The sequence below is a fragment of the Enterobacter sp. MF024 genome, assembly GCF_005843915.1.
Classification (GTDB): domain Bacteria; phylum Pseudomonadota; class Gammaproteobacteria; order Enterobacterales; family Enterobacteriaceae; genus Enterobacter; species Enterobacter barmai.
The window spans coordinates 352265-378364 of the sequence record NZ_VCBB01000001.1 but is presented as its reverse complement, the minus strand read 5'-3'; the positions used below and the strand labels follow the sequence as shown (position 1 = coordinate 378364).

The window sequence follows — 26100 nt, the reverse complement described above, 5'->3', positions numbered from 1 at the left end:
AGACATATGAATAATCACGCCCTGCCGCTGGTGCTGATCGGCGGCACGCTCTGTAACCCGCGCCTCTGGCAGCCGGTGCTCGACAGGCTCAAGGTCTCTGACGTGCGGTGCATTACGCTTGCGGACGCTACCTCGGCGGCGCAAGCCTCCCGCTCGCTGCTGAGCGAACTGCCGCCGCGCTTTCTGCTGGCGGGCTTCTCGCTGGGGGCGATTGTGGCGCTACAGATGGTCGCCGACGCGCCTGGGCGCATTGCCGGGCTGGCGCTGCTGTCGGTGAACCCCCTTGCGGATGCGCCAGAAAATGCCGCTCCCCGTCGCGAGGCGGTGCGCGCTGCCCGGCAGCAGGGGCTGACGAACTGGCTCTCCGCCAGCCTGTGGCCGAAGTACGTTGCCCCCTCGCGTGTGGATGACCAGGCCCTGCACGATCTTATTTGTCTGATGGCAGAGGAGAGTGGCCTTGATACCCTCGCCACACAGACCGAAATCGCCATTACCCGGCGGGACAATCGCGCGGCGCTGGCCGCCCTCGCCTGCCCCATCATCGTTATCAACGGCCTGCACGATCCCATCTGCACGCCTCATCACCACCAGCGGGTGGCGCAGAGCGCGCCTCAGGTGAAGCACGTCACCGTCGCCTGTGCCGGGCATTTCACCCTGCTCGAAGCGCCCGACGAGGTTGCCCTCCCGCTACGTCACTGGATCCAGGAGTGTTTACATGCGTAAGAACAGACTCAGGGCAATGCCGGACGGCAGCGCCATTATTAACGGCTGGCTGGCGATCCCGTCGGGCTACAGCGCCGAGATCGTCGGCCATCAGGGCTTTGACGCGGTCACCGTCGATCTTCAGCACGGCATGATCGACTTCGCCAGCGCGCTGTCGATGCTGCAGGCGCTCTCCGCTACCCCGGCGGTGCCGCTGGTGCGGGTCTCCGATAACGACCCGGCGCAGATCATGCGCATGCTGGACGCGGGGGCCTACGGCATTATCTGCCCGATGATCTCCACCCCGGAACAGGCCCGGCGCTTTGTGGCCGCCTGCCGCTATCCGCCGCTGGGCAACCGCTCCTTTGGCCCGGCCCGCGGCCTGCTCTACGGCGGGGCCGATTACCCGCAGCACGCCAACGATGAAATTCTGACCCTGGCGATGATTGAAACCCGTGACGGGCTGGCGAATCTCGATGCGATCCTCGCTACCGAGGGGCTGGATGGAGTATTTATCGGCCCGAACGATCTCTCGTTAACCCTGACCGGCAGCGCCAGCGCCGAATCGCAGCACCCTGAGATGCTGGCCGCCATTGAGCTGGTGGTCAGCCGCTGTCGTCAGTGGCAGAAAATCGCCGGGATCTTTTGTACCTCCGGCGACGCCGCCGCCCGGCGCATCAGCGAAGGTTTTCAGTTTGTCACCCCGGCGAACGATGTCATGCAACTTGGCCGCGCCTCACGCGAGGCTATCGCCCTGGCGCGCGGCAACGCGATCCCTAAACCCGGCGCTTCAGGCTATTAACAGGAGAGAACATGAAAGCACGTCACATTACCCCGGAACTGGCCCGCACCCGTCTGGTTGCCCCTGAAGATATGGTGTCCTGCAATCTGGCCTTTATCGACTGCAAGCTTCCCGGCTCGCACCTGAAACAGAACTACTCCTTTATTGGCCCGGGCGTGACCCAGTCGTCCGCCCAGGTGGTGAATATCCCGGAACCGCACGGCTTTAACATCGGCGCGGCGGCGATGCCAAAAGGGGTGACCAATAACCTGCACCTGCACTTCACCGCCGAAGTGTTTTTGATCCACGAGGGAACCTGGCGCTTTCGCTGGGGCGCCAACGGCGAAAACGAAGCCGAATTCAGCGCCCCGGCTATCCTCTCTATCCCGACCTGGATCTTCCGCGGTTTCACCAACGTCAGTAAAGAAGAGACCTGCGGCATGGTCTACACGGTGCTGGGCGGGAATAACACTGGAGGGATCATCTGGCATCCGTCGATTCTGGCCGCGGCCAGCGAGTATGGTCTCTACCTGAGCAAGGAGAATATGCTCCTCGACGTCAATGCGGGAGATACCCTGCCGGGGCCGGAGGGGCTGCTGACCCTGCTGCCGGAGCACGAAATCGCCGCCCTGCGCCACTACTCCGTGGAGGAGATGCGCCAGCGGGCGGTGACCGGGGAGGATCGTCGCTGGTCGGCGGCGGGGTTACTCGATTCGGTGCTGCCGGGCCACGGCGGCGAGATCGCCCCGGTGATCGGCTTTGGCATTAGCCAGGATAAACACGCGGAACCGGCTATCGTTAACCCGCACGGCTTCTCCGTTGAGTGGCTGCGCCTGAAGTCAGACCACGTGGTGGGCCGCCACCTCTGCCCGGACGTGCAGGTGATCATGGTCTTTAAGGGCACGCTGGAGGTGACCTGGAATGAAGAAGGCGAAGAGGTGAGCATTGTCGCCCCTGAGCGTTCGGTTATTTCGATCCCGGCGAACAGCTGGCGGCGCTACCGCGCCCTGGAGGGCGACATGGAGTGCATTCTGACGACGGAAGGCGATCAGCGTAAGCGCGTGTACTGGGATCGGGAGATACTCCAGCAGGCAAGAGCGGCGAACCGCTGTCTGGATCCGGATGGGTTTGTTACGGCAGTGGATCTGTTACCGGAAACGGCGAAGCGCGCGGGGCTGAAGCTCGAAGCGCTGCCGTAAGGAACGTCAGGGCGGGTTACCCCGCCCTGAATTCGGCACGTTACTCGAAGTAAACGCCTGGGTTTTCGGACAGAGAGACGAAGGTTTTGGTCTCTTTATCCAGGGCGCGAATGTCGCCGCTTTCGATATCGTACACCCAGCCGTGCAGGCGAATGGCGTTGTTACGCAGGCCGACCGCGACGGAAGGGTGAGTTTTGATGTTGCTCAGCTGGGCGAAGACGTTCTCCTGCACCATGGCATTCACTTTGTCGGTCGGGTTATCCCAGGTTTTGTTTTCCACGACCGCTTTCGCCGCATCGGAGTAACGCAGCCAGTGTGAAACGGCAGGCATCGGCTCGAGGTTAGCGTTGTCGGCAATGGCCTTCATCGCGCCGCAGTTAGAGTGGCCGCAGATCACGATGTCGGTAACGCCCAGCGCCACAACCGCGTATTCGATGGTGGCGGACACGCCGCCCGGCTCTGGCCCGAACGGTGGCACGATGTTGCCAGCATTACGAATGACAAAGAGCTGTCCCGGCTCCTGCTGGGTGACTAATTCCGGCACCAGGCGGCTGTCAGAACAGGAGATGAACAGCGCTTTGGGATTCTGACTGGACGCCAGACTGCGGAACAGGTCTTTACGTTGCGGAAAAACTTCTTTTTGAAAGCTGAGAAAACCTTCAATGATATGTTGCATAGCAATGTCTCATTTTTTTGTGATTGTACAGGCATGATCGAGATCACGGTTTTTGGAGTTTACCCACCGGCCCCGAGTTCAGACAAGCAATATATTTCTGCACCGACCGCATAACAATCTCCCTCGCATTCCCGGCAATGTTCTGCCCTTCAAAGGCGCCGTAGAGGCGTTCGAAGGGGACGTTTTCCAGCCGCGCGGCGATTTCCGCCACCTCACGTGCCGGCAGCGGGAGCATGTTCGGGTAGCTCCACATAAACGACACCGCGTCTTTTCCAGGGGTCACCTGCAGGATATCCCCCGCCAGCAGCGTGCCACCGGCGCGGTTCCAGTGCAGCACCGTGCCTCCGGCAAAATGGCCGCCCAGCCTGTGCAGCGTCACGTCCGGGGCGATCTCAAGCGAGTCCCCTTCCCAGAAGCGCAGCGCCGGGCTGCTTCTCATCACCCACTCGCGATCGCTGGCGTGCAGGTACACCGGGGCGTTAAAGGCCTCCGCCCAGTCCTGCATGGTGGTGTAATAGTGCGGGTGCGAGATGGCGATAGCGTCGATACCGCCGAGGGCGGTTATCAGCGCGTGGGTGGCGGGGTCGAGGTTGGCGATGCAGTCCCACAGCACGTTACCCTGCGGGGTGCGCAACAGGATCGCGCGCTGGCTAATGGCAAAGGCAGGCACGGTTTTGAGCGTTAGCAGATCGGGTTCAATCTGTTGCCACTTGTTGGTATGGGTGCGGGTCAGGGTGGCAAAATCTACCCACGCCTGGCCCGTCGCGGGCACGTACTGGCGTTCATCGTCGCAGATGGCGCAGCGTTGGGGTTCGCGGGGGGCGTCATAGGACGTGCCGCAGGTTTTACATAAGACGATCATCACTCCTCCTGAGCGCGGGTGAGTCATCAGTATGGCAAGGATTATCCTTATGTGCGCTGGGGTGCCTCATCCCATTCTTTTGCTCTATAATACGACCTGGAACAATAACCGAACAAAGCAGGTAAACGATGGAAATTGATCTCAACAATCTGGTGTTTGACGGGCTGGATGAAGCCGAAGAACGTAACGCTGAACGCCTTGAAGATGCGGATAAAAAAGCGCAGGCGATTGTCGCGGACGATGATTGCGGCGACGCCTGCAAGATCTGATGTAAAACGCCGGGTGGCGGCTTGCGCCTTACCCGGCCTACAAAACCGTAGGCCCGTGCAAGCGAAGCGCCGCCGGGCGATTGACTACGACTTCGTCAGGCTTTCAATCGCCTGCTGGGCACAGGCTTCATCCAGATGACCGCCCGGTGCACCGCCAATCCCGATGGCGCCAATCACCTCATCACCCTCTTTCACCGGCAGTCCACCCGCCAGCAACAGGAAACCCGGGATATCTTTTAAGTTTTGCGCGCCCGCATTGCTCTGGGCCGACTCCATCACTTTCCCCGACGCGTTTTTGGTGCTGAGCGCGGTGAAGGCTTTCATCTCGCTGGCTTTCAGGGTATGTGGACCGGCGTTATCGGTGCGCTGTACCGCTTTCACCACCCCGGCGCGATCCACCACCGTGACGCTGACCTGATAATTTTTGGCCGTACAGGCCTGAATCGCCGCGCTGGCTAACGCGTTCGCCTGGGTCAGGGAGAGACTCTTTTGCGTCACGGACTGTGCGTGCGCCGATACGCTGACCATCCCTGCTACACACACTGCCGCCATCATTAACTTTTTCATCGCACATCCTCTGGTAAGTGGAAACAGATGCAGCGTATCGAAGCGGGCGAAGAAATGTTATTCGGTTGACTACGGGGTGATCCTGGTAGTTATACGGATTGTAATTTGTCGTATTCCCGGATGGCCTGCACCAGGCTGGAAACGCCCAGCTTGAGGAACACCGCCGCCCTGTGCGCTTCCACCGTCCGGGGCGAGAGATTCAGCCGGGCGGCGACCTCTTTATTACTGCTGCCTTCCATTAACGCCAGCAGCACTTCATGCTCCCGGGAGGTGAGCTGCTCAAACAGCGCCTTTACGCGTTTCGCCTCCTGCCATACCCCCACGCGCCGCTGGCTCTCTGCGAGCGCGGCGGTGATGGACTCGATCAGCTTGTCGGCGTCCAGCGGCTTGGTGAAGAACTCAAACACCCCGTTGTGAAACGCGCGGCGGCAGGCATCAATGGTGCCATGACCGGTCATCAGGATCACCGGCAGCAGCGGCCACGGCCATTTCCCCTCTTCCAGCCAGGCCAGCCCGCCTTTGCCCGGCATGCGCATGTCCAGCAGCAGGCAGCCGGTCAGCTCTTTTCCTGCCTGCTGCGCGGCGGTAAAGGCGGCAATACTCTCAAAGGGCTCCACGCGCCAGTTCATCCCGGTGAAAAGAAAAACCAGCGACTCCCTGACTGACGCATCATCATCAATTAACCAGATGACGTTATCCATGAACCTGACTCCCGTGGTGAGCAAACTGCAATCTGATCCTGGCTCCGCCTTCCGGCGCATTGTCCAGCGCGAGCGTGCCGTTCATTCGGGTAACTAAAGACTCCGTTAAGGTCATCCCCAGCCCCGTACCGCCCTCCCGCCCGCTGTAAAAAGGCATAAAGGCGTTGTGGAGTGCTTCCGGGGTAAAGCCCGGTCCGCCGTCGGCGATCTCGACGTGCACACGTTCGCCCTCACGATGGCTGCGGATATGCACCCAGCCCGCCGCGCGGTCCTGCTGGGCCTGAATGGCGTTGCTGAGCAGGTTATGCAGCACCTGCTCCAGCCACAATCGGTCGGCGCAGAGGGTTCGGGCATCGGTGGCAAAATCATGGGTAAGGTGAATATGTCTGGCGGTGCGTTCGTGCTCCAGCAGGTTGCCGACGTGCTGCCAGCACTCGGCGAGATCCACTTCACCTAAGGTGACGGCATCCTGGGTAACGTGCTCGCGAAAGCGGGTCAGCAGCTCGCTAATCCGCCGGGTCTGCACCAGCGCCGAGCCCAGGGCCTGGGATACCGCTGCGGGGTTATCCTGATCCAGCTGGCGCTGCGCGCCCTGGATCCAGGTCTGAACCGCCGTCAGGGGCTGGTTGATCTCATGCACGATGCCGGCGGTGATCTCCCCCAGGGTATTGAGCCGGGCGTGTTGATAGTACCAGGCGCGCTGGTCGGCATTCTGGCGCTGCTTGCGCTGCCAGAGGATCAGCCCCCCTGCCGCCACCACAACAGCCCAGCCGATAAACAGCAGGACAAACGGCAGCAGCGTCACGTTAAGCCACGCCGGTCGGGCGTCGGCCAGCAGCACGAAGGGTTGAGTATGCTGGGGAAACTGCCGTTGCCAGTGCCAGAAGGCGTCCGTGGGGGGCGGCGGCAAATGGCCAGTAAGATCAAGGCTGATGCGGGTAAACCGGGGCCAGGCGTTGATGACAGGCGCGAGGTCGATCAGCACCCGGTTCTGCCGCCAGGGGTTGTAGAGCCAGTACTGCGTGCCGGACAGGGGTTCAACCCGGGCGGCGTCGAGGGCGCGTCCCTGGGTCTTTTGCAGGTCATGGATCTGCGGGAATTTTTTGCCCAGCGCCGCCAGATCTTCATCGCCATTCAACAGCGGAAGCACCGACTCATTCTGGGTGAGAACCGCGCCGATCTCCGTATACGCCGTGGCAAATTCACGGTCGAGCTCCCAGAACTGGCGGCGGATCTGTTCGGCATACAGCAGCACGCTGCTGAGCAGGCAGAGCATCAGCCAGATCAGAAGCCCACGCTGGAGAAATTTTTTGCTGTTCATTTATTTAACTGGCGCTGGAGGAAGACGCCAGAGACCTTAGCAGGAAGCTAGGCCGGGGACAAAACTTGCGCTGATTTTTGGATGTCAGCGTCCAGAATGGCAGGCGGTGCGGTGAAGAACGCACACCTCATTCCAGTAGGTTTCCCGCACCTGGCGGTGTTCAGCGTGACGTTTTGTCATGGAACCACTCCGGATCGATGTTGGCGATATCCACGCCATACAGGCTGGCTGCCGGCAGAATGGATTCAATAATACGCTGCGCGCTGTTCTCTTCCGATCTTGCGGTAAAAAACCGCCGTAACGTACTCATCAGTTTGCCCATTGCCTTGTCCTCGTTTGCTCAGCCTGAATGCAGTTAACCAGCATTCTGCCCCCCTGAGAAATACCGATTCCGGCAGAGGATTTGCGCCAGACGCAAAAGCAGTTTTCTTTTACAGCCATGTAACACGCTGTTCACTAATGAGTTTTTTCATATAGCAAAGTCAATATTGGCATTTGGCGACCAGTGCCGGTTATGGGAGCGTATGAGGACAAAACAAGAACAGGTGCAGAGGAATTTATGGCAATACACACAAAACGGGCGCTGGTACTGGCTTTACTGGCAGCAGGCGGGATATTTTCTGCAGAGGTGCAGGCCGACCAGCTGGCGGATATCAAGGCGGCGGGGGTCGTTAAGGTCGCCACCTTCGATGCCAACCCGCCGTTTGGCTCAATAGATGCGAAAAGCCACGAGATCGTCGGCTATGACGTCGATTTTGCTAAAGCGCTGGCGAAGACCCTCGGGGTAAAACTGGAGCTGGTCGCCACCAACCCGGCGAACCGCATCCCGCTGCTGCAGTCCGGCAAGGCGGATCTGATCGTGGCCGATATCACCATCACCCCGGAGCGCGCTCAGGTGATTGATTTTTCAACGCCGTACTTTGTTACCGGCCAGCAGTTCCTGGTTCCGGCCAGCGGCGCGGATAAACTCGACGCCTACAGCAAGGCGCGTATCGGGGCGGTGAAGGGTACCACCGGGGAGCAGGCGCTGCATCAGCGTTTCCCGCAGTCCCGCGTGCTCTCCTATGACGATATTCCGCTGGCGCTGACGGCGTTGCGCAACGGCAACGTGCAGGCGATCACTCAGGACAGCACCATTCTGGCGGGGCTGCTGGCCCAGGCACCGGATAAGGCGAATTTTAAAATTCTCCCGGACCTGCTGAGTAAAGAGGAAATTGGCGTCGGGGTGAAAAAAGGCGAAACCGCGCTGCTGAAGGTGGTGAACGATGAGCTGGTGAAGCTGGAGAAAAGCGGCGACGCGGCCAAAATCTACGATGTCTGGTTTGGCCCACAGACGCCCTCCCCGCAGCCGCGCGCCTTTAAAATAGAAGCCCAGTAATATGCTGTCAGGTCTATTTTCTCGCTCCGCGGCCCGTGCCGCGGATTTTTCATATCTGGAGCAGGCCAGCGTCACCTTCAGTGAGGTGGTGAAACGCTACGGCGATCGCCCGGTGCTGAAAGGCATCAACCTCAGCGTGATGCCCGGTGAAGTGGTCGCCATTCTTGGCCCGTCGGGTTCCGGCAAATCGACGCTGATCCGCCTTATCAACCAGCTGGAAGAGCTGACCTCCGGCGACATTCTGATCGACGGGAAATCCACCCGCCAGCTTCCCCGCCAGGCGTTGCGCCAGCTGCGCAGCCGGGTGGGTTTTGTCTTCCAGCAGTTCAATCTGTACAGCCATCTGACGGCGCGGCAAAACATCGCCCTGGCGCTGAAGCATGTTCACGGCTGGCAGCCAGCCGGGGCCGATGCCCGCGCCGACGCGCTGCTGGCGCAGGTGGGGATGGCGGATAAAGCCGACCACTACCCGGAGGCGTTATCCGGCGGGCAGCAGCAGCGGGTGGCCATCGCCCGCGCCCTGGCTTCCTCACCGCAGATCGTTCTGTTTGATGAGCCCACCTCGGCCCTCGATCCCGAGATGATCGGCGAAGTGCTGCTGGTGATGAAAGCCCTCGCCCACAGCGGGATCACCATGATTGTCGTCACCCATGAGATGCAGTTCGCCCGGGAGATTGCCGACCGGGTGGTGTTTATCGACGGCGGACACATTCTGGAAGTGGCACCCCCGGCGCAGTTCTTTCAGCATCCTGAGCATCCCCGCACGCAGCGTTTTCTACAGAAGGTGCTTAACCCGCTGCATCCGGGAGCGTCCTGATGCCCGCCCTCGACTGGCAGGGGGTGCTGACCGGCCAGCCTCTGACGTGGATCCTGTCCGATTTTCTGACCACCCTGTGGGTGACGCTCGCCGGGATGGCCGTCGCCAGCCTCATTACCCTCTTCTGCCTGGGATTGCGACTCGCCGGAGGCCGCCCTGGCGCAACGATTGTCGCCGTGTGGGTGTCGCTGTTTCGCAATACCCCGCTGCTGGTGCAGTTGCTGTTCTGGTACTTCGCCGCCTGGAACGGGCTCCCGCAGGGTTTTCGCACCTTTGTGATGGACGATCACAGCTGGTCGGTGCTGCCGGGCCAGGTGTGGTGGTTTACGCCAGAGTTTCTCTGCTCCGCCTGGGGGCTCGGGGTCTTTACCTCGGCGTTTTTGACGGAGGAGATTAGCGCTGGCCTGCGCGCCGTCTCTGCCGGGCAACGCGAAGCCGCCGTGGCGCAGGGGTTTTCTGCCTGGCCGCTGCTGCGGCATATTCTGCTGCCGCAGGGGCTGGCGAACGCCTGGCAACCGGTTGTTGGGCAGTATCTCAACCTGATGAAACTTTCGTCCCTGGCCAGCGGCATCGGCTTTGCGGAACTGACCTATCAGGTGCGCCAGATTGAGAGCTATAACGCCCACGCGCTGGAGGCCTTCACCATCGGCACGGTACTGTACCTGCTCACCGGCGTGGTGATGGGCCTGGTGCTGACCAGACTGGGCACCGCAAACCGGCGGCGTCAAAACGTCGCCCCAGCCACCCGGAGTGAGGAGTGAAGAGAGATGTTAGCCGGACTGAACGTGATTACCGATAACCTGAATTACCTGCTCTGGGGGCGGGCTGCGGCCGGGGAGCCCGGCGGCGTGCTGCTGACGCTGCTGATGGCCTTCGGCGCTGCGGCGCTGGCGCTACCGGCCGGGGTTGCGCTGGCGGGGCTGGCGTGGCGTTTTCCGGGAGTGATACGCAAAACCCTGTTTGTCTGGGCGGAGATCATCCGCGGCATCCCGCTGATTTTTGTCATCTTCTGGCTGTGGTATCTGCTGCCGCTGATGACCGGCGGCGATCTGCCGGGGGCGCTGACCGTCACCCTGGCGCTGGCGTGGTTTACCGCCGCCGCGGTGATGCACTCGGTGCTGGCCGGGCTGAGGGCGTTGCCGGACGGGCAATATGAAGCGGCGCAGGCGCAGGGGTTTGGCGCGCTGCAGACCCTGGGGTTCGTTTTGCTGCCGCAGGCGTTGCGCAACACGCTGCCTTCGCTGCTGGGGATTTTTATCAGCCTGCTGAAGGACACGTCGCTGGCGTTTATTGTCAATATGCCGGAGCTGACCACCGTGGCAGGCCAGGTGAACAACCGGGTGCAGATTTACCCGGCGGCTATTTTTGTTTTTACCGGTGTGGTCTATTACCTGCTGTGCTGTGGGGTCGAACAGCTGGCAAAACGCTGGCAGCTTAACCGGCCAGCGCTTTAACGACGGTCTCCATCGCCTGGGTGGTCAGTTCACTGCGTTTCACCCGCTGGTTCGCCAGCGAGGTGCGCAGTACCCCGGCGATGACAATATGCTTTGGCTCCTGCCCTAAATCCCGCATTTCAAGCACGACTTTGCCTACCACGCGGCACATCTCCTGATACAGCGCTTCGTCTTTGGTTACATTGCCCATGACTTTCACTCCATTGCCTTAAAACGCCAGCTTAATTCATTCATCGCCCGTATACAAAAAAAGCCCGGCGAGGGACCCGCCGGGCTTTAATATCAAGCTGATAAATCAGTTGTTAACCGGGATCACCGCGCCTTTATACTTGGTGCGGATCCAGTCCTGGATCTCTTTGGAGTGCAGGACGTCTACCAGCGCCACGATGTCCTTCTTCTTCTCATCGCCACGGTGGACGGTGATGATGTTGGCGTACGGGTTGTTCTCACCGCTCTCTACCGCAATCGGGTCGTGAACCGGATCCAGACCAGCGTCGATGGCGTAGTTAGCGTTGATGACGACCGCAGCGCCTTCATCGTTGTTGTACATCTGCGGCAGCAGAGAGGCTTCAACGTTCGGGGTGAACTGCAGCTTTTTCGGGTTCTCAACGATATCGCTGATGCGCGCGGTCACTTTGTCGATGCCCGGCTTCAGCTTGATCACGCCCTCTTTCTCGAAGATAGAGAGGATACGACCCTCTTCAGAGACCGCATCACGCATGATGATTTTGCCGCCTTCCGGCAGATCTTTCAGCGATTTGTACTTTTTAGAGTAGATACCGATCGGCTCGATGTGGATCGCACCGGCGCTGACGAAATCGTACTCTTTATCCCCGGCGTGATCTTTCAGCACGCTGTTCAGGTAAGGGATGTGCTGGAAGTAGTTGGCGTCGATGTCGCGACCCGCCAGGGCGGTGTTCGGCAGGATGTAGTCCTGGAACGGTTTGATCTCCAGATCGATACCCTGTTTCGCCAGAATCGGCTTCGCCTGCTCCAGAATTTCGGCGTGCGGCGTGTTGGACGCGCCCACGGTCAGGGTGTCAGCCCAGGAGGCAAAGCTCAGGGCGCTCAGGGTTGCTGCGGCGATCAACGTCAGTGTCTTTTTCATGATGATGGTTCCTGTGTGTTATTCGTGTTTATCTTTTATCTAACAGTGAAGTAATGATGTCGCCGCAGAACTGGATAATGAAAACGATGATCAAAATGGTCACCGTTGCCACCAGCGTGACGTCACCATGGTTGCGCTGGAATCCTTCCAGATAAGCCAGATTTCCCAGACCACCGGCACCAATCACCCCTGCCATGGCGCTGTAGCTCACCAGGGCAATCAGCGTCACCGTGATCCCCGAGACCAGGGCTGGCGATGATTCCGGCAGTAAAACCCGAAAAATTAAGGTACTCAGACGGGCCCCCATCGAGCGCGTCGCTTCGATCACCCCTTTGTCCACTTCACGCAGGGCAATCTCCACCAGACGGGCATAGAACGGCGCGGCACCGACAATCAGCGCGGGCAGTGCGGCGTTCGCCCCGAGGATGGTCCCCACCACGGTTTTGGTGAAGGGGATCAGCAGCACAATCAAAATAATGAACGGGATAGAGCGGAACACGTTCACCACAATCGAAATGACGCTGTAGACCGTGCGGTTGTGGAACATCCCACCGCGGGCGGTTAAAAACAGCGCCAGGCCGAGGACCAGACCCAGTACAAAGGTGGCGACGCCGGAGAGCGCCGTCATGTACAGCGTTTCCAGGGTGGCGGCCCAGAGCTGGTCCCATTTCAGGTGCGGGAAGAGATTCTCAGCCATGTTTAATTACCTCGCCTTCAATATCACTGTGCTGCAAATCGGCGAGGATATTGTTAAGTTGTTCTTCCGTTGCCACCACGTGCAGCCAGAGCTGGCCGAATACGCCGTGAGCGGTTTGCGTCATTTTGCCGTGCAGGATGTTAAACGGCAGGCCGTAGCGCAGCGTCAGTTCTCCCACCACCGGCTTATGGGTGCTGTGCCCGGTAAAGGTCAGCTTGATGACGGTGCCTTCCAGATCGTTTGCCAGCTCGGTATTGAAGGTCTCTTCTTCCGCATACTGGCTCACCTGGCGCACAAACTGTTGCGTAATCGGCTGCTGCGGGTGGGTAAAGACCTGCAGTACCTCGCCCTCCTCCACCACCTTGCCGTTTTCCATCACCGCCACGCGGTCGCAGATTTTGCGCACCACGTGCATCTCATGGGTGATGAGCACGATGGTCAGCTTAAAACGACGGTTAATGTCGAGGAGCAGATCGAGGATCTGATCGGTGGTCTGCGGGTCCAGCGCCGAGGTGGCCTCATCGCAGAGCAGCACATCAGGGTTATTCGCCAGCGCGCGGGCAATGCCGACGCGCTGCTTTTGTCCGCCGCTCAGCTGGGACGGATAGGCCTGTTCGCGGCCCTTCAGCCCCACCAGCTCAACCAGTTCCGTCACGCGGGCTTTAATTTTGGCCTTTGGCACTCCGGCAATCTGCATGGAGAAAGCGATGTTCTCGCTCACGGTGCGCGACCACAGCAGGTTGAAGTGCTGAAACACCATACTGATTTTCAGCCGCGCCTGGCGCAGGGTTTCGCCTTTCGCCGCCGAGATGTCCTGGCCGTTAATGGTCACGCTGCCGGTGGTCGGTTTTTCGAGGCCGTTAAGCAGGCGAATTAAGGTGCTTTTGCCCGCGCCGCTGTAGCCAATAATTCCATAAATCTGTCCCTGCTCTATCGCCAGGTTCACATTATCAACGGCCGTCAGCGCCACTTTTCCGTTGTCAAAAATCTTCGAAATATTCCTGAGTACAATCATTATTCGGGTAATCCGTTCGCCTGTGGCGGTTTAGCAGTATGGATGTCCAAATGATAGTAAACAGCCGTTATTAGCTTTTAAATGAATGAAAAGGAATATCTTATAACTTTGAGTGATATGCCGCGCCGCGCGCGGGAAACGGCATATTGCTTATTTTCAGCAATCAATAGTTGAGGAGCGGCAATGGGTAATCGCCATAAAAATGGGGCATTTGCCTTAAGGTTTTTCGCTGGCGCAACATCCTTGCAGCGAACCTTAACGCCTTGATAACAATCCTTTGTGAAACTGCATATAAAATTTTTGAAACGCTGTTTTCATTTTCCTTTTGCGCATCTTTAAGCGTATAATGCGCGCCAAACTCCTGATGAATGGTTTCAGCGCTTGGACTACAAAAAACAACGCACACAACTTACCCTCTCCTCCTGGGCTGAAACACAGGCACACATTCTTCTGCACGCTCAATTGATGTCACCTATCCTTACTGCGTGTCATAAAAAATTTCGCAACACAGGTTTGACTCTGAGGCCCTGCGCCCCCGGAGCGAGAATTCCATATCCTTCCCAACTTAAAGACTAAGACTGTCATGAAAAAGACGAAAATTGTTTGCACCATCGGCCCGAAAACCGAATCTGAAGAGATGCTGACCAAAATGCTGGACGCCGGCATGAACGTGATGCGTCTGAACTTCTCTCACGGTGACTATGCTGAACACGGCCAGCGCATCCAGAACCTGCGCAACGTGATGAGCAAGACCGGTAAAAAAGCAGCAATCCTGCTGGATACCAAAGGTCCAGAAATTCGTACCATTAAACTGGAAGGCGGCAACGACGTTTCTCTGAAAGCGGGCCAGACCTTCACGTTCACCACAGACAAGTCTGTTGTCGGCAACAGCGACATCGTTGCTGTAACCTATGAAGGCTTCACCAGCGATCTGTCCGTCGGCAACACCGTTCTGGTGGACGATGGCCTGATCGGTATGGAAGTCACCGCTATCGAAGGCAAAAACGTTGTTTGTAAAGTACTGAACAACGGCGACCTGGGCGAAAACAAAGGCGTTAACCTGCCGGGCGTTTCCATCGCACTGCCAGCGCTGGCTGAGAAAGACAAACAGGACCTGATCTTCGGTTGCGAGCAAGGCGTTGACTTCGTTGCGGCGTCCTTTATCCGTAAACGTTCTGACGTCGTTGAAATCCGTGAGCACCTGAAAGCCCACGGCGGCGAAAACATCCAGATCATCTCCAAAATCGAAAACCAGGAAGGCCTGAACAACTTCGACGAAATCCTCGAAGCGTCTGACGGCATCATGGTTGCGCGTGGCGACCTGGGCGTTGAGATCCCGGTTGAAGAAGTTATCTTCGCGCAGAAGATGATGATCGAGAAGTGTGTCCGCGCGCGTAAAGTGGTTATCACCGCGACGCAGATGCTGGACTCCATGATCAAAAACCCACGTCCAACCCGCGCTGAAGCCGGCGACGTAGCCAACGCCATCCTCGACGGTACCGATGCCGTTATGCTGTCCGGTGAATCCGCGAAGGGTAAATACCCGCTGGAAGCCGTATCCATCATGGCGACCATCTGCGAACGTACCGACCGCGTGATGCAGAGCCGTCTGGACAACAACAACGACAGCCGTAAGCTGCGCATCACCGAAGCGGTGTGCCGTGGCGCGGTAGAGACTGCCGAGAAGCTGGAAGCCCCACTGATCGTTGTGGCGACCCAGGGCGGTAAATCTGCGAAAGCCGTACGTAAGTACTTCCCGAACGCGACCATTCTGGCGCTGACCACTAACGAAGTGACCGCGCGTCAGCTGGTGCTGAGCAAAGGCGTGGTTCCACACCTGGTGAAAGAGATCGCTTCTACTGACGATTTCTACCGTCTGGGTAAAGAAGTGGCCCTGCAGCTGGTTGAGCGTGGCCTGGCGCAGAAAGGCGACGTAGTGGTGATGGTTTCAGGTGCGCTGGTTCCAAGCGGCACCACTAATACCGCATCTGTTCACGTCCTGTAATAATACCGAACGAATTAATTTGTTTAAAAAGCGTCCTTCGGGGCGCTTTTTTTATTTCCGCTATCAGCCAAACTTATTAAAAAAGCAAATCGGGTTTTTCTATTTAACGGGTACGTTTTCTAAGATGAATCCGATGAAAATTGTCTGTTTTAACACAACATTTTTGACGAAATAGTCAAAACAGGTGTTTCTTTGAGCGAACGATCAAAAATAGGCATATTCCCATCAAAAAAATATTCTCAACCTAAAAAACTTTGTGTAATACTTGTAACGCTACATGGAGATTAACTCAATCTAGAGGGTATTAATAATGAATCGTACTAAACTGGTACTGGGCGCGGTAATCCTGGGTTCTACTCTGCTGGCAGGTTGCTCCAGCAATGCTAAAATCGATCAGCTGTCTTCTGACGTTCAGACTCTGAACGCTAAAGTTGACCAGCTGAGCAACGACGTGAACGCAATGCGTTCCGACGTTCAGGCTGCTAAAGATGACGCAGCACGCGCTAACCAGCGTCTGGACAACCAGGCTACTAAATACCGTAAGTAATAGTACCTGTGTTAATAAAATGGCGCACATTGTGCGCCATTTTTTTTGCCCCGCATTTTGCTCTACTGAATCGCCTGCTCCTGCCCACCTTGTGATGCCGCCACCGGCAAGCGCGTGTTCTGCGCCGACAGCCCCGTACTGTTCACCGCCTGTCCGGCTCCTGTTGATACCACTACCGGGATACCTGCCCGACGCGACAAGGCTTTATTCACCAGCAGTTTATCGCTGCCGCCCTGTGAGACAAATGACGTAAAGGCGCTGGACTGCGCGATTGACACCGTCTGTGGGTTTTCGCCCTCTACCATTGCCAGCGGACGATGCACTTCAACGTAGCGCTTACCGTCCGGCTCAACCGAGAACTTTACCGGCTCATTGATGATCTGCACCCGCGTACCGACCCGGGTCTGGGCGAAAAGCGCTTTGATATCCGGGGCGTTCATGCGCATACAGCCGGAGCTGACGCGCAACCCGACGCTGTCCGGCGCGCTGGTGCCATGGATCAGGTATTCACCGTTGCCTATGCCCAGACGCAGCGCAAAGCGTCCTAACGGGTTATTAGGCCCTGCGGGTACCACCGGGGGCAGTTTGATACCCTGCGCCAGCGAGCGCGCTCTGATGCCCGCCGTTGGCGTCCAGGTCGGATTCGGGATCTTCTGGCTGATTCGCGTGGTGGACACCGGCGTCTCCAGCCCCAGTTGGCCAATCCCCAGCGGATAGACCTGCACGCTGTTTTCACCCGGCGGATAGTAGTAGAGCCGCAGCTCCGCCAGGTTCACCACAATCCCTTCCCGGGGGGTATCCGGCAGCAGCATCTGCGACGGAATGGTGATGACCGTTCCCGGCGCCGGATAGACCGGGGCGATGGTATTATTGGTTTCGAGTATTAAATGCGCAGCGGTATTAAACCGACGCGCGATTGCCTGCAGGTTATTATCACCTTCCTGAACAATATACGTCTGGTTTTGCCCGATAAGCCGGCTGCCCGCCGGTGGCAAAGGATAATCCACCGCCCAGGCGCTATTAAGCGCGCTAAGCGAACCAAAAAGAATGAGAGTTAATAGAGACGCGCGCTTCATACTGAGATTCCTTATTCACTGACGGATCGTCAGAAAGCTGAAAAATCCGCGAGGCGGGAGCCGTCTCGCGGAACAGAATGAGGGCTGTTTAGATAGTTTAGCTAATGTTGGCGGCTTTGGAGCGGATTGCGCGGATCATCGCCTCAAGCCCCTGAGAACGGGACGGCGTTAAATGCTGGGTGAGCGCCATTTTTTCAAACCACGGGCGCACGTCAAAGGCGACAATATCCTGAGGGGACATCTGCTGATATAAAATAAACACGACGGCAATAAGGCCTTTCACTATTGCCGCATCACTGTCGCCCGCTAATTCAATCATCCCGGCTTCATTCTGGTGCATTATTATCCACACCTGGCTCTGACAGCCCTGAATACTATTTTCCGGAACATGGTCGCTTTCGCTAAGGGCAGGCAGACGCTGCCCCAGCTCAATGATGTAGAGGTACTTCTCTTCCCAGTTTGCGCAACGGGTAAAGTTGCGCAGCAATTTGTCTCTGTCTGGCAATGCAGCCATCTCTTACCCTCTTGTTAGCCCAGCAGACGGTGGATACGCTTCAGCCCTGCCACCAGTCTGTCGACCTCTTCCGTTGTGTTGTACATCACCAGCGACGCGCGGCACATCGCCGGTACCTGATAGAACGCCATCAGCGGCATGGCGCAGTGGTGTCCGGTGCGCACCGCCACGCCATAGTTATCAAGAAAACTGCCGACGTCATAGGCGTGGTGCTTGCCGAGATTAAAGGCAATCACTCCCAGGCGACCTGCCGGGCCGTACAGCGTCAGATCCGGCACGCTGGCCAGCTCCGCCAGCGCGTAGCGCATCAGCATCTGCTCATACTCGGCGATGGCATCCAGACCAATGGCTGACACATACTCCATCGCCGCGCCCAGCCCGATAATGCCCCCGGTGTTGGGCGTGCCCGCTTCAAATCGCCACGGCGCGCGTGCGTAGGTGGTGCCTTCGTTCAGGCTGACGGTGGCGATCATCGACCCGCCCCCTTCCCACGGCGGCATGGCCTGTAAAATCTCGTCTTTAACGTAGAGGACGCCGATGCCGTTTGGCCCGTAGAGCTTGTGCCCGGAAAAGACGTAGAAGTCGCAGTCCAGCGCCTGCACGTCCACCGTATGGTGCATCACCGCCTGGGCGCCATCGATCAGCACTTTCGCCCCTGCCAGATGGGCTTTGGCGATAATCTCCGCAACCGGGTTTTCGGTGCCCAGCACGTTGGAGACCTGAGTGATGGCCACCAGCCGGGTGCGTTCATCCAGCAGGCTTTCCAGCCGCTCAAGCTGTAAGGTGCCGTCCTGATTAAGCGGGATCACCCGCAGCTCTGCCCCGACGCGCTCGCACAGCATCTGCCAGGGGACAATATTGGCGTGGTGCTCCATCTGGGTGATGATGATGTTATCCCCCGCGTGAACCTCCGCGCTGCCCCAGCTGTTCGCCACCAGGTTGATCCCCTCGGTGGTGCCGCGCACAAAGACCAGCTCCTCCGGCGAGCGGGCATTTAAGAACGCCGCCGCCCGGGTGCGGACGTTTTCCATCCGCTGGGTCGCTTCGGCGCTGAGGGTGTGGATCCCCCGGTGCACCGCCGCGTAGCCGTGCCGGTAAAATTCCGCTTCGGCCTCGATCACCTGGGCAGGCTTTTGCGCGCTGGCGGCGCTGTCGAGATAGGCAAGCGGCAGACCGTTCACTTCACGGGTCAGGACGGGAAAATCCGCCCGCACTTTCTCTACAGGGAAATTCATGCCACACCTCCAGGCAGACGCAGGCCGATACGCGCCAGCACCTGCTGTCTTAATGTTTCATGCCCGAGGGCCTCGGTCAGTTCGGCAGCGAAGGCGTAGATGATCATCTTCTCTGCCGCCTGTTTGTCGATCCCGCGGGAGCGAAGATAGAACATCTGCTCGTCGTCGATCCGGCCCACGGTGGCACCGTGGCTGCACTTCACGTCATCGGCGTAGATTTCCAGCTGCGGTTTGGTGTCCACCTCCGCCAGGCGGCCCATCAGCAGATTGTTGTTGGTCATCTGCCCGTCGGTTTTAATGGCGTGCTGGGCCACGTTGATCAGCCCGTTAAAGACCGCGCGACCTTTGTCGCTGACGATGGTCTTATGCAGCTGACGGCTGTTGCAGTAGCCCTTGTTGTGCTCAAGCCAGGTGCGGGTGTCGCACACCTCGTTTTTCACCGGCATCGCCAGGCTGTTGATGCGCAGGGTGGTGTTTTCACCGTTCAGCTGGGTGCTGGTGTTATGGCGCAGGACCGCGCCGCCCAGCAGGAAGCTGTGGCTGAACGCCGACCCATCGGCGGCCATCTGCAGATCGTTATGGGCGAAGTGGTGGCTCGCCGCATTCTCAAACGCCAGCTTAATATGGTGCAGCCGGGCGTTGGCCGCCACGTTCATGGTCAGGCGCGCGCCGGTGAAATGGCGCATGTCGTTGAGACTGACGTAGTGTTCAACGATCGTGGCTTCCGCCCCCTCGGCAAGTTCCAGATGGTGGCGATAATGAGCGGTGTTGATCTCCTCACCTGCCAGCCCCTGGGTGATATGCAGCAGGAGCAGCGGCTTCGCCGGGCGGGCGTTACGCTTCACGCTGATATGGGTCACGCTCTGGGCCAGGCTTTCGGTCAGATGCAGGAACAGCTCCGGCTGAACCGCTGTCGGCAGGTTCTGACGTTCGTCGTTGATCACCACTTCGAACCCGCTCTCGTCGGTGCTGTCGCTCAGATCCGCGTTAAAGCGCCCGTCGACAAAGACCAGCCGTGTGGCATCCAGGGTCAGCGCCAGCGCATCGCGGTCGCGAGGTTCAACGCTTGCCGGACGCGCCACGAACTCGCCGTTGAGCAGCCCGTCCAGCGGGGTGTATTTCCAGTTTTCGTGCTTACGCGTCGGCAACCCGAGGCGCAGCATCTGCTGCAGGTGCTGTTGCGCCTGCTCCGAGCGCGTCTGGCCCTGCGCTTCAAACAGACGATGCCACTGCTGCAGCGCGTTACTGCTGTTCGCTAAGCCAGCCATAGCCCTGCTCCTCCAGCTGTTTGACCAGCGTGAAATCACCGGATTTCACAATTCGCCCCTGATAGAGCACATGCACGTAATCAGGCTTGATGTAGTCAAGGATGCGCTGATAGTGGGTGACGATGATGAACGACCGCTTGCCGTCGCGCAGGGCGTTAACGCCGTCGGCAACGATCTTCAGGGCGTCGATGTCCAGCCCGGAGTCGGTTTCATCGAGGATGCACAGTTCCGGCTCAAGTACCGCCATCTGCAGGATGTCGTTACGCTTCTTCTCCCCGCCGGAAAAACCGACGTTGACCGAACGGGTAAGCAGATCTTCCGGCATCTTCAGCAGCTGAATTTTCTCTTCCATCAGATCCTGGAAGTCGAAGCGATCCAGCTCCTCTTCGCTGCGGTATTTGCGCACCGCGTTCAGCGCGGTCTGCAGGAAGAACTGGTTGCTGACCCCCGGGATCTCCACCGGATACTGGAAGGCCATAAAGATGCCCTCTCCGGCTCTCTCTTCCGGCGACAGCTCCAGCAGATCTTTGCCCTTAAAGTCCACCGATCCGCCAACCACTTCGTAATCTTCGCGCCCGGCCAGTGTGGCCGACAGCGTACTTTTCCCGGAGCCGTTAGGGCCCATAATGGCATGCACTTCGCCCGGGCGAACCTCAAGGCTCAGGCCGCGCAGGATCGCTTTATCTTCCACACTGACCTGTAAATCTTTAATGCTTAACATGTGCTTTCCTTAATCCTTAACCGACGCTGTGTTCAAGGCTAATCGCCAGTAATTTCTGTGCTTCCACGGCAAACTCCAGCGGCAGTTCAGAGAACACATCCTTACAGAAGCCGTTGACAATCATCGAGATGGCGTCTTCTTCGCTGATGCCGCGCTGCAGGCAGTAGAAGAGCTGATCTTCGCCAATCCGCGAGGTGGTCGCTTCGTGCTCCAGCTGGGCGCTGTTGTTGCGGCACTCGACGTACGGGAAGGTGTGCGCCCCGCAGTCCGGGCCAATCAGCATCGAGTCGCACTGGGTAAAGTTACGCGCGTTGGTCGCCGTCGGCATGATTTTGACTAAGCCGCGGTAGCTGTTCTGGCTTTTACCCGCCGAGATCCCTTTCGAGATGATGGTCGATTTGGTGTTCTTGCCGATGTGGATCATCTTGGTGCCGGTATCGGCCTGCTGATGTCCGCTGGTCAGCGCCACGGAGTAGAACTCGCCGATGGAGTTATCCCCGCGCAGAATGCAGCTCGGGTATTTCCAGGTGATGGCGGAGCCGGTTTCCGACTGGGTCCAGGACATCTTGCTATTTTCACCTTCGCAGAGGGCGCGTTTGGTGACGAAGTTCAGGATGCCGCCGGTGTTGTTATCCCCCGGGAACCAGTTCTGTACCGTGGAGTATTTTACTTCCGCGTCTTTATGGATGATCACTTCCACTACCGCAGCGTGCAGCTGGTAGCTGTCGCGCACCGGGGCGGAACAGCCCTCGATATAGCTGACGTAGCTGCCCTCGTCGGCGACGAGGATAGTGCGTTCAAACTGGCCGGTTTTCTCGGCGTTGATGCGGAAATAGGTGGAGAGTTCCATCGGGCAGCGCACGCCCTTCGGCACGTAGATAAAGGTGCCGTCGGAGGCTACCGCCGCATTCAGGGCGGCAAAGAAGTTGTCGTTGCCCGGCACCACGGTACCGAGATACTTCTTCACAAGCTCAGGGTGATCGTGGATGGCTTCGCCGAAGGAGCAGAAAATAATTCCCTGCTCGCCGAGCTTTTCCCGGTAGGTGGTGGCCACCGACACGGAGTCGAAGATGGCGTCAACCGCCACTTCACGCCCTTCTCGCACCGGCACGCCGAGCTGTTCGAAGGCCTCTTCCACCTCTTTGCTTAAAAAGGCATTGGCCCCGGTCTGCTGCACCGCACCGGGCTCTGAGGCGCAGGTGTCGTCGCAGTTGCCGCAGGATGGCGCGGAGTAGTAGCTGTAATCCTGATAGTTCAGCTTGTCGTAGTGCGCCTTCAGCCAGTGCGGCTCGTCCATCTCCAGCCAGGCCCTGAACGCATTCAGGCGGAACTCCAGCATCCAGTCGGGTTCATTACGTTTGGCCGAAATGGCGCGAATGACCTCTTCATTGATCCCTTTTGCCAGCTCGTCGGTCTGCAATTGGGTGAAGAAGCCCTCTTTATAATTAATATGGCCACCGGACCAGGTGTTGACATCGTCAGTTGCTTCAGTATGTCGAGACATAATACCGCCTATACCCCAAAACTTTCGCCGCAGCCGCATTCGTTCTGGGCTTTCGGGTTATTGAATTTGAATAACTGGTTCAAGCCTTCGCGCACGTAATCCACTTCCGTACCGTCAATAAACGGCATCGCCTGTAGCGGCACATAAAGTCGGGCACCGTCATGTTCAAAGACCAGATCGTCTTTCTCCGGCTGGCTGACGGTCGTCAGGACATAGCCGAAACCGGCGCAGCCGGTCTGCTTCACCCCTAACCGCACGCCAAGCATGCCTGCCTGTTTGCTGACCAGGTCGCGAATGTGCGCCGCAGCGGCAGGCGTAAGCGATAATCCACGCCACGCGAAATCTGTCGGATCAAACGTTTCTGAATGCTGTTCCATAAGTCCACCTCATGTATTGCGCCCCCTGGGCATAACACCATGTTAGTGATAATGATTATCACTTCAACCCCTCAGTTGCAGGGTCATTCGGCTTAATCGCCCTTTTTGCTTACTTTCATTAAGCATAGACCCTGCTGACGGGCTTATCAGGCCTGAGGGCGAATGTTTAATTTGTTGATAATGCTGAGGATTACGAAAGGAAATCGGCAGAAATGGTCAAAAGCGAAAATATGTATAGAAAATGCCTATTTTTGGGATAGCTCTTTCTACGCTCACTTGATTGCGCCGTGACACCGCTTTTATACGCATCCGGATCATCAACTTTCTCTTCTGCGCAACGATGTCGTTTTGGCTATTTAATGCGTATTTCGCGTTTTGCCTGAATATCCGCTTTATCACCTCAACCCGCTCTCACCCTTGCCGATAAAGACCCTGAGAAATGTAATTGCTTCAGTCCATCTTAAAGGAGTCGACTTGAAAAATTTAAAAATTAGCTCAGGGTTAATGATCGTGCTGGGATTATTTACCCTTATGCTTGTGCTCTCCAGCGGGCTGGGGCTTTATTTCCTCAAGCTCAGCAACAGCTATGTGACAAAGATGAGTTATAACTCCAGCGAACAAAAAGCGTTGAATGCCACCCGCGATAATCTGTTAAGCGTGCGTATATTGATTGACTCAACGTTTCAGGCCAGGATCCATAACGAGCCGGTTGATACGCCGGAAACAATGAACAAAATCAATGCCCTGCTTAAAGAAGCCGATCGGCAGTATCAGCTGTTTGTTGAGATCCCCGGCCTGTCTACCTCGCTGCCAGAATTAGGGCAGCAGATGAACCGCAGCTACAATCAAATGGTTGAGACGGTTAAATTGAATCAGGGAGCATTAAATTCAGACGCTTCCGCGCAGGATATAAAAGCGTTTCTGGACAGCCACCGCGAGCAGATTAACAACGCGCGTAAACAGTGGGACAGCGATTATACCGCTTATATTGCTAAAACTCAGTCAGCATTAGATAAAGTTATTCAGTTCAGCAATAACTCTTATTCGTTTTCGTTAATTCTGATGTCGGGCATGATTATCGTCGCGATTATTATGTTCTTCATGATCAATATCTGGATGCGGAAAACGCTGGTGCGTCCATTGCAGGATGTCGCGCACCACTTCGACAATATTGGTAACGGAAATCTGACAGGGGAGATCCGCGTCACCAGCACCAATGAAATCGGGCAACTGTGCGCCTCGCTGCAGGCTATGCAGGCCGGACTGAACGACACTGTCAGGTCGATTCGAAACGGCGTGGAGACGATCAATATCGGTACGCAGGAGATTGCCTCCGGGAATAACGATCTGTCCCGGCGCACGGAAGAGCAGGCCGCAGCCGTTGTCGAGACGGCGGCCAGCATGGAGCAGATCACCTCTACCGTGAAGATGAATACCGATAACGCGCTTAATGCCTCACAGATGGCGCAGAATACGGCGAAGATCGCCAGCGCGGGCGAAAAGCAGATGCAGGATGTGACGCAAAAAATGGATGCCATCAGCCAGAGTGCGCAGAAGATGGTCGACATTATCAGCGTGATCGACGGCATCGCGTTCCAGACCAATATCCTGGCGCTGAATGCCGCCGTGGAAGCGGCGCGCGCCGGGCAGACGGGCCGCGGCTTTGCGGTGGTGGCAGGGGAAGTTCGCAATCTCGCCCGTCGCTGTGCCGAATCGGCCAAAGAGATCACCACCCTGATAAACGAATCGACGCTCTATATTCAGGAAGGTGCTGCGCTTGCCGGTAAAACCAGCCAGACGATGCTTGAAATCAGCCAATCCGTTGGCAAGGTGAACCAGGTGATGGAGAGTATTGCCCTCGCCTCCGAGGAGCAGCGCCGGGGCGTGGAGCAGATCCGGGTTGCAATCACCCAGATGGATCACGTCACGCAGCAAAACGCCGCACTGGTGGAAGAGGTCGCGACCACGGCCGCAGGGGTTAACGATCAGGCGGATCTGCTGGCACAAAGCGTGGCGGTATTCCGAGTGAAGCCGCAAAGCGTCTGACGCTTTGCCAGACAACCAGCCCCTGTGGGCTGGTTGTCGCATTCCAGCGCGCCATCACGTTCTTAGGCATTCGCGCAGCAAATTTATCTGGGTATTTTTTTCCCGCATTCTGGACAGCAGCACCTGCAGGTCGTGGTCGCTGCCCAGCTGGAATTTCTGCATAACGTCATACTTATGCGCATACACCGTTTTGTAATCGATCTGCAGCTTTTTGGCGATTTCAGGCGTCGACAGCCCCTGATACAGGCTCGCCATGATCACGGTTTGCCGGGGCGATAACGTCCGGTGATGGCAATCGGCGCAGGAGAGGCTGTCGCTCTTTTGCTCATCGCTCTGCAGGGTTTGCCATGCCGCCCGGAAAACCTGATAAAAGTCGTTTAACGGGGCATCCCGCGAGATGAAAACCATCTCTTTAAAACAGCCCGGTAACGTCTCTTTATCGTACTGTTCGCCACTGACCATACCAATCATCACCCCTTTATTGCGGGCCAGTAATTCGGGCGTGCAGATAAAAGGCTCGCCCCGGCAAAGAGAGAGCACAATAATATCGGCATCGCTGATGCTCTCCCGGGTAAATTCCGTAATAAAATTAATCTCACTCAGAAACTGCGTTCTGAATACATCGGCAATGAAATTTTTCAGCGCATAACAGTAAAGTGTCTCTGTCTCTTTAATAAGCACGTTGATGGTCATATCTCTCCTCCACTTCCTGTTTATCGTCTTTCGTATTCAGAATTAGTTGTATTCCAGCGTCGCGACCACCGCGACGCTGAGGGTGCCGGGGGTGACACCGCCGGTATCGGAATAAGCAATCGCCTGCATATTCATGGTGGCGGTACGATCGGCAGCAATATTTTGGGTAATGCTGTTACCCGGGCCTTTTAAGCTCCCTGAGCTGGTTTCAATAATGCCCAGTGCGATATTCGTCGCTGAACCGCTGTTCTTGTAATAATTCGTCCCGGCCACGGGATCGGCGGTTCCGCTAAAGGTGGCCGTCACGCTTTGGGTTGCTGCCGGGCAGTCGGTAAAGGTGAGACTGAAAGGCACGGGCGTGGATGCTGAAGCCGGTGTCACCATATTTTGTGCCTGCATGTTCCCGAGACTGACGTTTACAACCGAGTTTCCCCCGTTAAACACACACGGGGAGGCCACAATTCTGCCTTTTACGGCGATACTGACCGCATCCGTTGCTGCCGCCCCGGCGGTAAACAGGCAGGCGAACGCGGCCGCGATGATATTGAGCGTCATCGACCTTTTCCT

General features: G+C 57.5%; 31 protein-coding genes. 11 read left to right on the top strand and 20 right to left on the bottom strand.

The annotated features are described in order from the left end of the window. Positions 1 to 6 precede the first annotated feature (6 nt). From FFB58_RS01985 to FFB58_RS01975, 3 genes are read left to right on the top strand one after another with little or no spacing between them, the layout of a single operon-like run. Positions 7 to 723 carry an alpha/beta hydrolase gene (locus FFB58_RS01985; RefSeq protein WP_138368817.1) on the top strand — a complete coding sequence of 239 codons (717 nt, stop codon included), beginning with the start codon at positions 7 to 9 and terminating at the stop codon, positions 721 to 723. Beyond that, on the top strand, positions 716 to 1504 hold the full coding sequence (locus tag FFB58_RS01980; protein WP_138368816.1) for an aldolase/citrate lyase family protein: 789 nt from the start codon (positions 716 to 718) through the stop codon (positions 1502 to 1504). Before FFB58_RS01985 ends, FFB58_RS01980 begins: the two co-directional genes overlap by 8 nt. Positions 1505 to 1515: 11 nt before the next feature. Further along, on the top strand, positions 1516 to 2682 hold the full coding sequence (locus FFB58_RS01975; protein ID WP_138368815.1) for a cupin: 1167 nt from the start codon (positions 1516 to 1518) through the stop codon (positions 2680 to 2682). Positions 2683 to 2722: 40 nt separating this feature from the next. Here the strand turns inward: FFB58_RS01975 and FFB58_RS01970 are convergent, their stop codons facing one another. After that, the gene (locus FFB58_RS01970) at positions 2723 to 3358 is read right to left on the bottom strand and encodes a carbonic anhydrase (RefSeq protein WP_138368814.1); all 636 of its coding nucleotides are present in this window, start codon (positions 3356 to 3358) and stop codon (positions 2723 to 2725) included. A 43-nt stretch (positions 3359 to 3401) separates the two neighbouring features. After that, the gene (locus FFB58_RS01965; RefSeq protein ID WP_138368813.1) at positions 3402 to 4220 is read right to left on the bottom strand and encodes an MBL fold metallo-hydrolase; all 819 of its coding nucleotides are present in this window, start codon (positions 4218 to 4220) and stop codon (positions 3402 to 3404) included. A gap of 128 nt (positions 4221 to 4348) precedes the next feature. Between FFB58_RS01965 and FFB58_RS01960 the strand changes: the two genes are divergently transcribed. Continuing rightward, positions 4349 to 4489 (top strand): hypothetical protein, encoded by a 141-nt coding sequence (locus FFB58_RS01960; RefSeq protein WP_032617828.1) that lies wholly within the window; start codon positions 4349 to 4351, stop codon positions 4487 to 4489. Between the two features lie 84 nt (positions 4490 to 4573). On the opposite strand, the gene FFB58_RS01955 is transcribed toward FFB58_RS01960, so the two are convergent. The 4 genes from FFB58_RS01955 to FFB58_RS22850 all read right to left on the bottom strand — a co-directional run bounded on the left by FFB58_RS01955 (position 4574) and on the right by FFB58_RS22850 (position 7400). Continuing rightward, complete coding sequence (locus FFB58_RS01955) at positions 4574 to 5056, bottom strand: heme-binding protein (protein ID WP_039029118.1); 483 nt, start codon at positions 5054 to 5056, stop codon at positions 4574 to 4576. A gap of 89 nt (positions 5057 to 5145) precedes the next feature. Beyond that, positions 5146 to 5757, bottom strand: coding sequence for a LuxR C-terminal-related transcriptional regulator (locus tag FFB58_RS01950; protein ID WP_138368812.1), 612 nt, complete (start codon positions 5755 to 5757; stop codon positions 5146 to 5148). Beyond that, positions 5750 to 7078: a HAMP domain-containing sensor histidine kinase gene (locus FFB58_RS01945; RefSeq protein WP_138368811.1), complete on the bottom strand. Its 1329-nt coding sequence runs from the start codon at positions 7076 to 7078 to the stop codon at positions 5750 to 5752. Before FFB58_RS01945 ends, FFB58_RS01950 begins: the two co-directional genes overlap by 8 nt. 160 nt (positions 7079 to 7238) lie before the next feature. Continuing rightward, the gene (locus tag FFB58_RS22850; RefSeq protein WP_072036633.1) at positions 7239 to 7400 is read right to left on the bottom strand and encodes a hypothetical protein; all 162 of its coding nucleotides are present in this window, start codon (positions 7398 to 7400) and stop codon (positions 7239 to 7241) included. Positions 7401 to 7637: 237 nt separating this feature from the next. Here FFB58_RS22850 and FFB58_RS01940 point away from each other — a divergent pair, with 237 nt between their 5' ends. From FFB58_RS01940 to FFB58_RS01925, 4 genes are read left to right on the top strand one after another with little or no spacing between them, the layout of a single operon-like run. Continuing rightward, the gene (locus FFB58_RS01940) at positions 7638 to 8456 is read left to right on the top strand and encodes an ABC transporter substrate-binding protein (RefSeq protein ID WP_138368810.1); all 819 of its coding nucleotides are present in this window, start codon (positions 7638 to 7640) and stop codon (positions 8454 to 8456) included. A 1-nt stretch (position 8457) separates the two neighbouring features. Beyond that, the gene (locus FFB58_RS01935; protein WP_138368809.1) at positions 8458 to 9273 is read left to right on the top strand and encodes an amino acid ABC transporter ATP-binding protein; all 816 of its coding nucleotides are present in this window, start codon (positions 8458 to 8460) and stop codon (positions 9271 to 9273) included. After that, positions 9273 to 10034 (top strand): amino acid ABC transporter permease, encoded by a 762-nt coding sequence (locus tag FFB58_RS01930; protein WP_138368808.1) that lies wholly within the window; start codon positions 9273 to 9275, stop codon positions 10032 to 10034. The genes FFB58_RS01935 and FFB58_RS01930 overlap by 1 nt, the downstream gene beginning before the upstream one ends. A 6-nt stretch (positions 10035 to 10040) precedes the next feature. Then, positions 10041 to 10727 (top strand): ABC transporter permease subunit, encoded by a 687-nt coding sequence (locus FFB58_RS01925; RefSeq protein WP_138368807.1) that lies wholly within the window; start codon positions 10041 to 10043, stop codon positions 10725 to 10727. Here FFB58_RS01925 and fumD read toward each other — a convergent pair. The 5 genes from fumD to FFB58_RS22845 form a co-directional block, all read right to left on the bottom strand. Next, complete coding sequence (fumD, locus tag FFB58_RS01920) at positions 10708 to 10917, bottom strand: fumarate hydratase FumD (RefSeq protein ID WP_032617775.1); 210 nt, start codon at positions 10915 to 10917, stop codon at positions 10708 to 10710. The two genes, FFB58_RS01925 and fumD, sit on opposite strands and share 20 nt — an antisense overlap. A gap of 105 nt (positions 10918 to 11022) precedes the next feature. Further along, positions 11023 to 11835 (bottom strand): MetQ/NlpA family ABC transporter substrate-binding protein, encoded by an 813-nt coding sequence (locus FFB58_RS01915; RefSeq protein WP_039029111.1) that lies wholly within the window; start codon positions 11833 to 11835, stop codon positions 11023 to 11025. Between the two features lie 28 nt (positions 11836 to 11863). Further along, entirely contained in the window at positions 11864 to 12532 is a 669-nt protein-coding gene (locus tag FFB58_RS01910) for a methionine ABC transporter permease (protein ID WP_032617773.1), read from the bottom strand. Further along, complete coding sequence (locus FFB58_RS01905) at positions 12525 to 13547, bottom strand: ATP-binding cassette domain-containing protein (RefSeq protein WP_039029110.1); 1023 nt, start codon at positions 13545 to 13547, stop codon at positions 12525 to 12527. The genes FFB58_RS01910 and FFB58_RS01905 overlap by 8 nt, the downstream gene beginning before the upstream one ends. Before the next feature lie 163 nt (positions 13548 to 13710). Next, the gene (locus tag FFB58_RS22845) at positions 13711 to 13953 is read right to left on the bottom strand and encodes a hypothetical protein (protein ID WP_072036632.1); all 243 of its coding nucleotides are present in this window, start codon (positions 13951 to 13953) and stop codon (positions 13711 to 13713) included. Positions 13954 to 14130: 177 nt separating this feature from the next. Here FFB58_RS22845 and pykF point away from each other — a divergent pair, with 177 nt between their 5' ends. Both pykF and lpp read left to right on the top strand, forming a co-directional pair. After that, the gene (gene pykF, locus FFB58_RS01895; RefSeq protein ID WP_039029109.1) at positions 14131 to 15552 is read left to right on the top strand and encodes a pyruvate kinase PykF; all 1422 of its coding nucleotides are present in this window, start codon (positions 14131 to 14133) and stop codon (positions 15550 to 15552) included. 310 nt (positions 15553 to 15862) lie between these two features. Then, positions 15863 to 16099: a murein lipoprotein Lpp gene (lpp, locus tag FFB58_RS01890; RefSeq protein WP_001082307.1), complete on the top strand. Its 237-nt coding sequence runs from the start codon at positions 15863 to 15865 to the stop codon at positions 16097 to 16099. 62 nt (positions 16100 to 16161) lie between these two features. Here lpp and FFB58_RS01885 read toward each other — a convergent pair whose 3' ends face one another. The 7 genes from FFB58_RS01885 to sufA all read right to left on the bottom strand — a co-directional run bounded on the left by FFB58_RS01885 (position 16162) and on the right by sufA (position 22794). Next, positions 16162 to 17175 (bottom strand): L,D-transpeptidase family protein, encoded by a 1014-nt coding sequence (locus FFB58_RS01885; RefSeq protein WP_039029108.1) that lies wholly within the window; start codon positions 17173 to 17175, stop codon positions 16162 to 16164. 97 nt (positions 17176 to 17272) lie between these two features. Beyond that, positions 17273 to 17689 (bottom strand): cysteine desulfuration protein SufE, encoded by a 417-nt coding sequence (gene sufE, locus FFB58_RS01880; protein ID WP_039029107.1) that lies wholly within the window; start codon positions 17687 to 17689, stop codon positions 17273 to 17275. A gap of 14 nt (positions 17690 to 17703) precedes the next feature. Further along, on the bottom strand, positions 17704 to 18924 hold the full coding sequence (sufS, locus tag FFB58_RS01875; RefSeq protein ID WP_138368805.1) for a cysteine desulfurase SufS: 1221 nt from the start codon (positions 18922 to 18924) through the stop codon (positions 17704 to 17706). Beyond that, on the bottom strand, positions 18921 to 20192 hold the full coding sequence (sufD, locus tag FFB58_RS01870; protein ID WP_138368804.1) for a Fe-S cluster assembly protein SufD: 1272 nt from the start codon (positions 20190 to 20192) through the stop codon (positions 18921 to 18923). The genes sufS and sufD overlap by 4 nt, the downstream gene beginning before the upstream one ends. Further along, positions 20167 to 20913, bottom strand: a complete 747-nt coding sequence (sufC, locus tag FFB58_RS01865) for a Fe-S cluster assembly ATPase SufC (protein ID WP_039029104.1) — start codon at positions 20911 to 20913, stop codon at positions 20167 to 20169. Before sufC ends, sufD begins: the two co-directional genes overlap by 26 nt. Positions 20914 to 20929: 16 nt before the next feature. Continuing rightward, positions 20930 to 22417, bottom strand: a complete 1488-nt coding sequence (gene sufB, locus FFB58_RS01860) for a Fe-S cluster assembly protein SufB (RefSeq protein ID WP_039029103.1) — start codon at positions 22415 to 22417, stop codon at positions 20930 to 20932. Positions 22418 to 22425: 8 nt separating this feature from the next. Then, positions 22426 to 22794 (bottom strand): Fe-S cluster assembly scaffold SufA, encoded by a 369-nt coding sequence (gene sufA, locus FFB58_RS01855; RefSeq protein ID WP_138368803.1) that lies wholly within the window; start codon positions 22792 to 22794, stop codon positions 22426 to 22428. A gap of 474 nt (positions 22795 to 23268) precedes the next feature. Here sufA and FFB58_RS01850 point away from each other — a divergent pair, with 474 nt between their 5' ends. Further along, a complete protein-coding gene (locus FFB58_RS01850; RefSeq protein WP_138368802.1) occupies positions 23269 to 24840 on the top strand; it encodes a methyl-accepting chemotaxis protein in 1572 nt (523 codons plus the stop codon). A gap of 54 nt (positions 24841 to 24894) precedes the next feature. On the opposite strand, the gene FFB58_RS01845 is transcribed toward FFB58_RS01850, so the two are convergent. Next, positions 24895 to 25533, bottom strand: a complete 639-nt coding sequence (locus FFB58_RS01845; protein ID WP_138368801.1) for a LuxR C-terminal-related transcriptional regulator — start codon at positions 25531 to 25533, stop codon at positions 24895 to 24897. Positions 25534 to 25575: 42 nt separating this feature from the next. Next, positions 25576 to 26088 (bottom strand): fimbrial protein, encoded by a 513-nt coding sequence (locus tag FFB58_RS01840; protein ID WP_138368800.1) that lies wholly within the window; start codon positions 26086 to 26088, stop codon positions 25576 to 25578. Between the last annotated feature and the right edge of the window lie 12 nt (positions 26089 to 26100).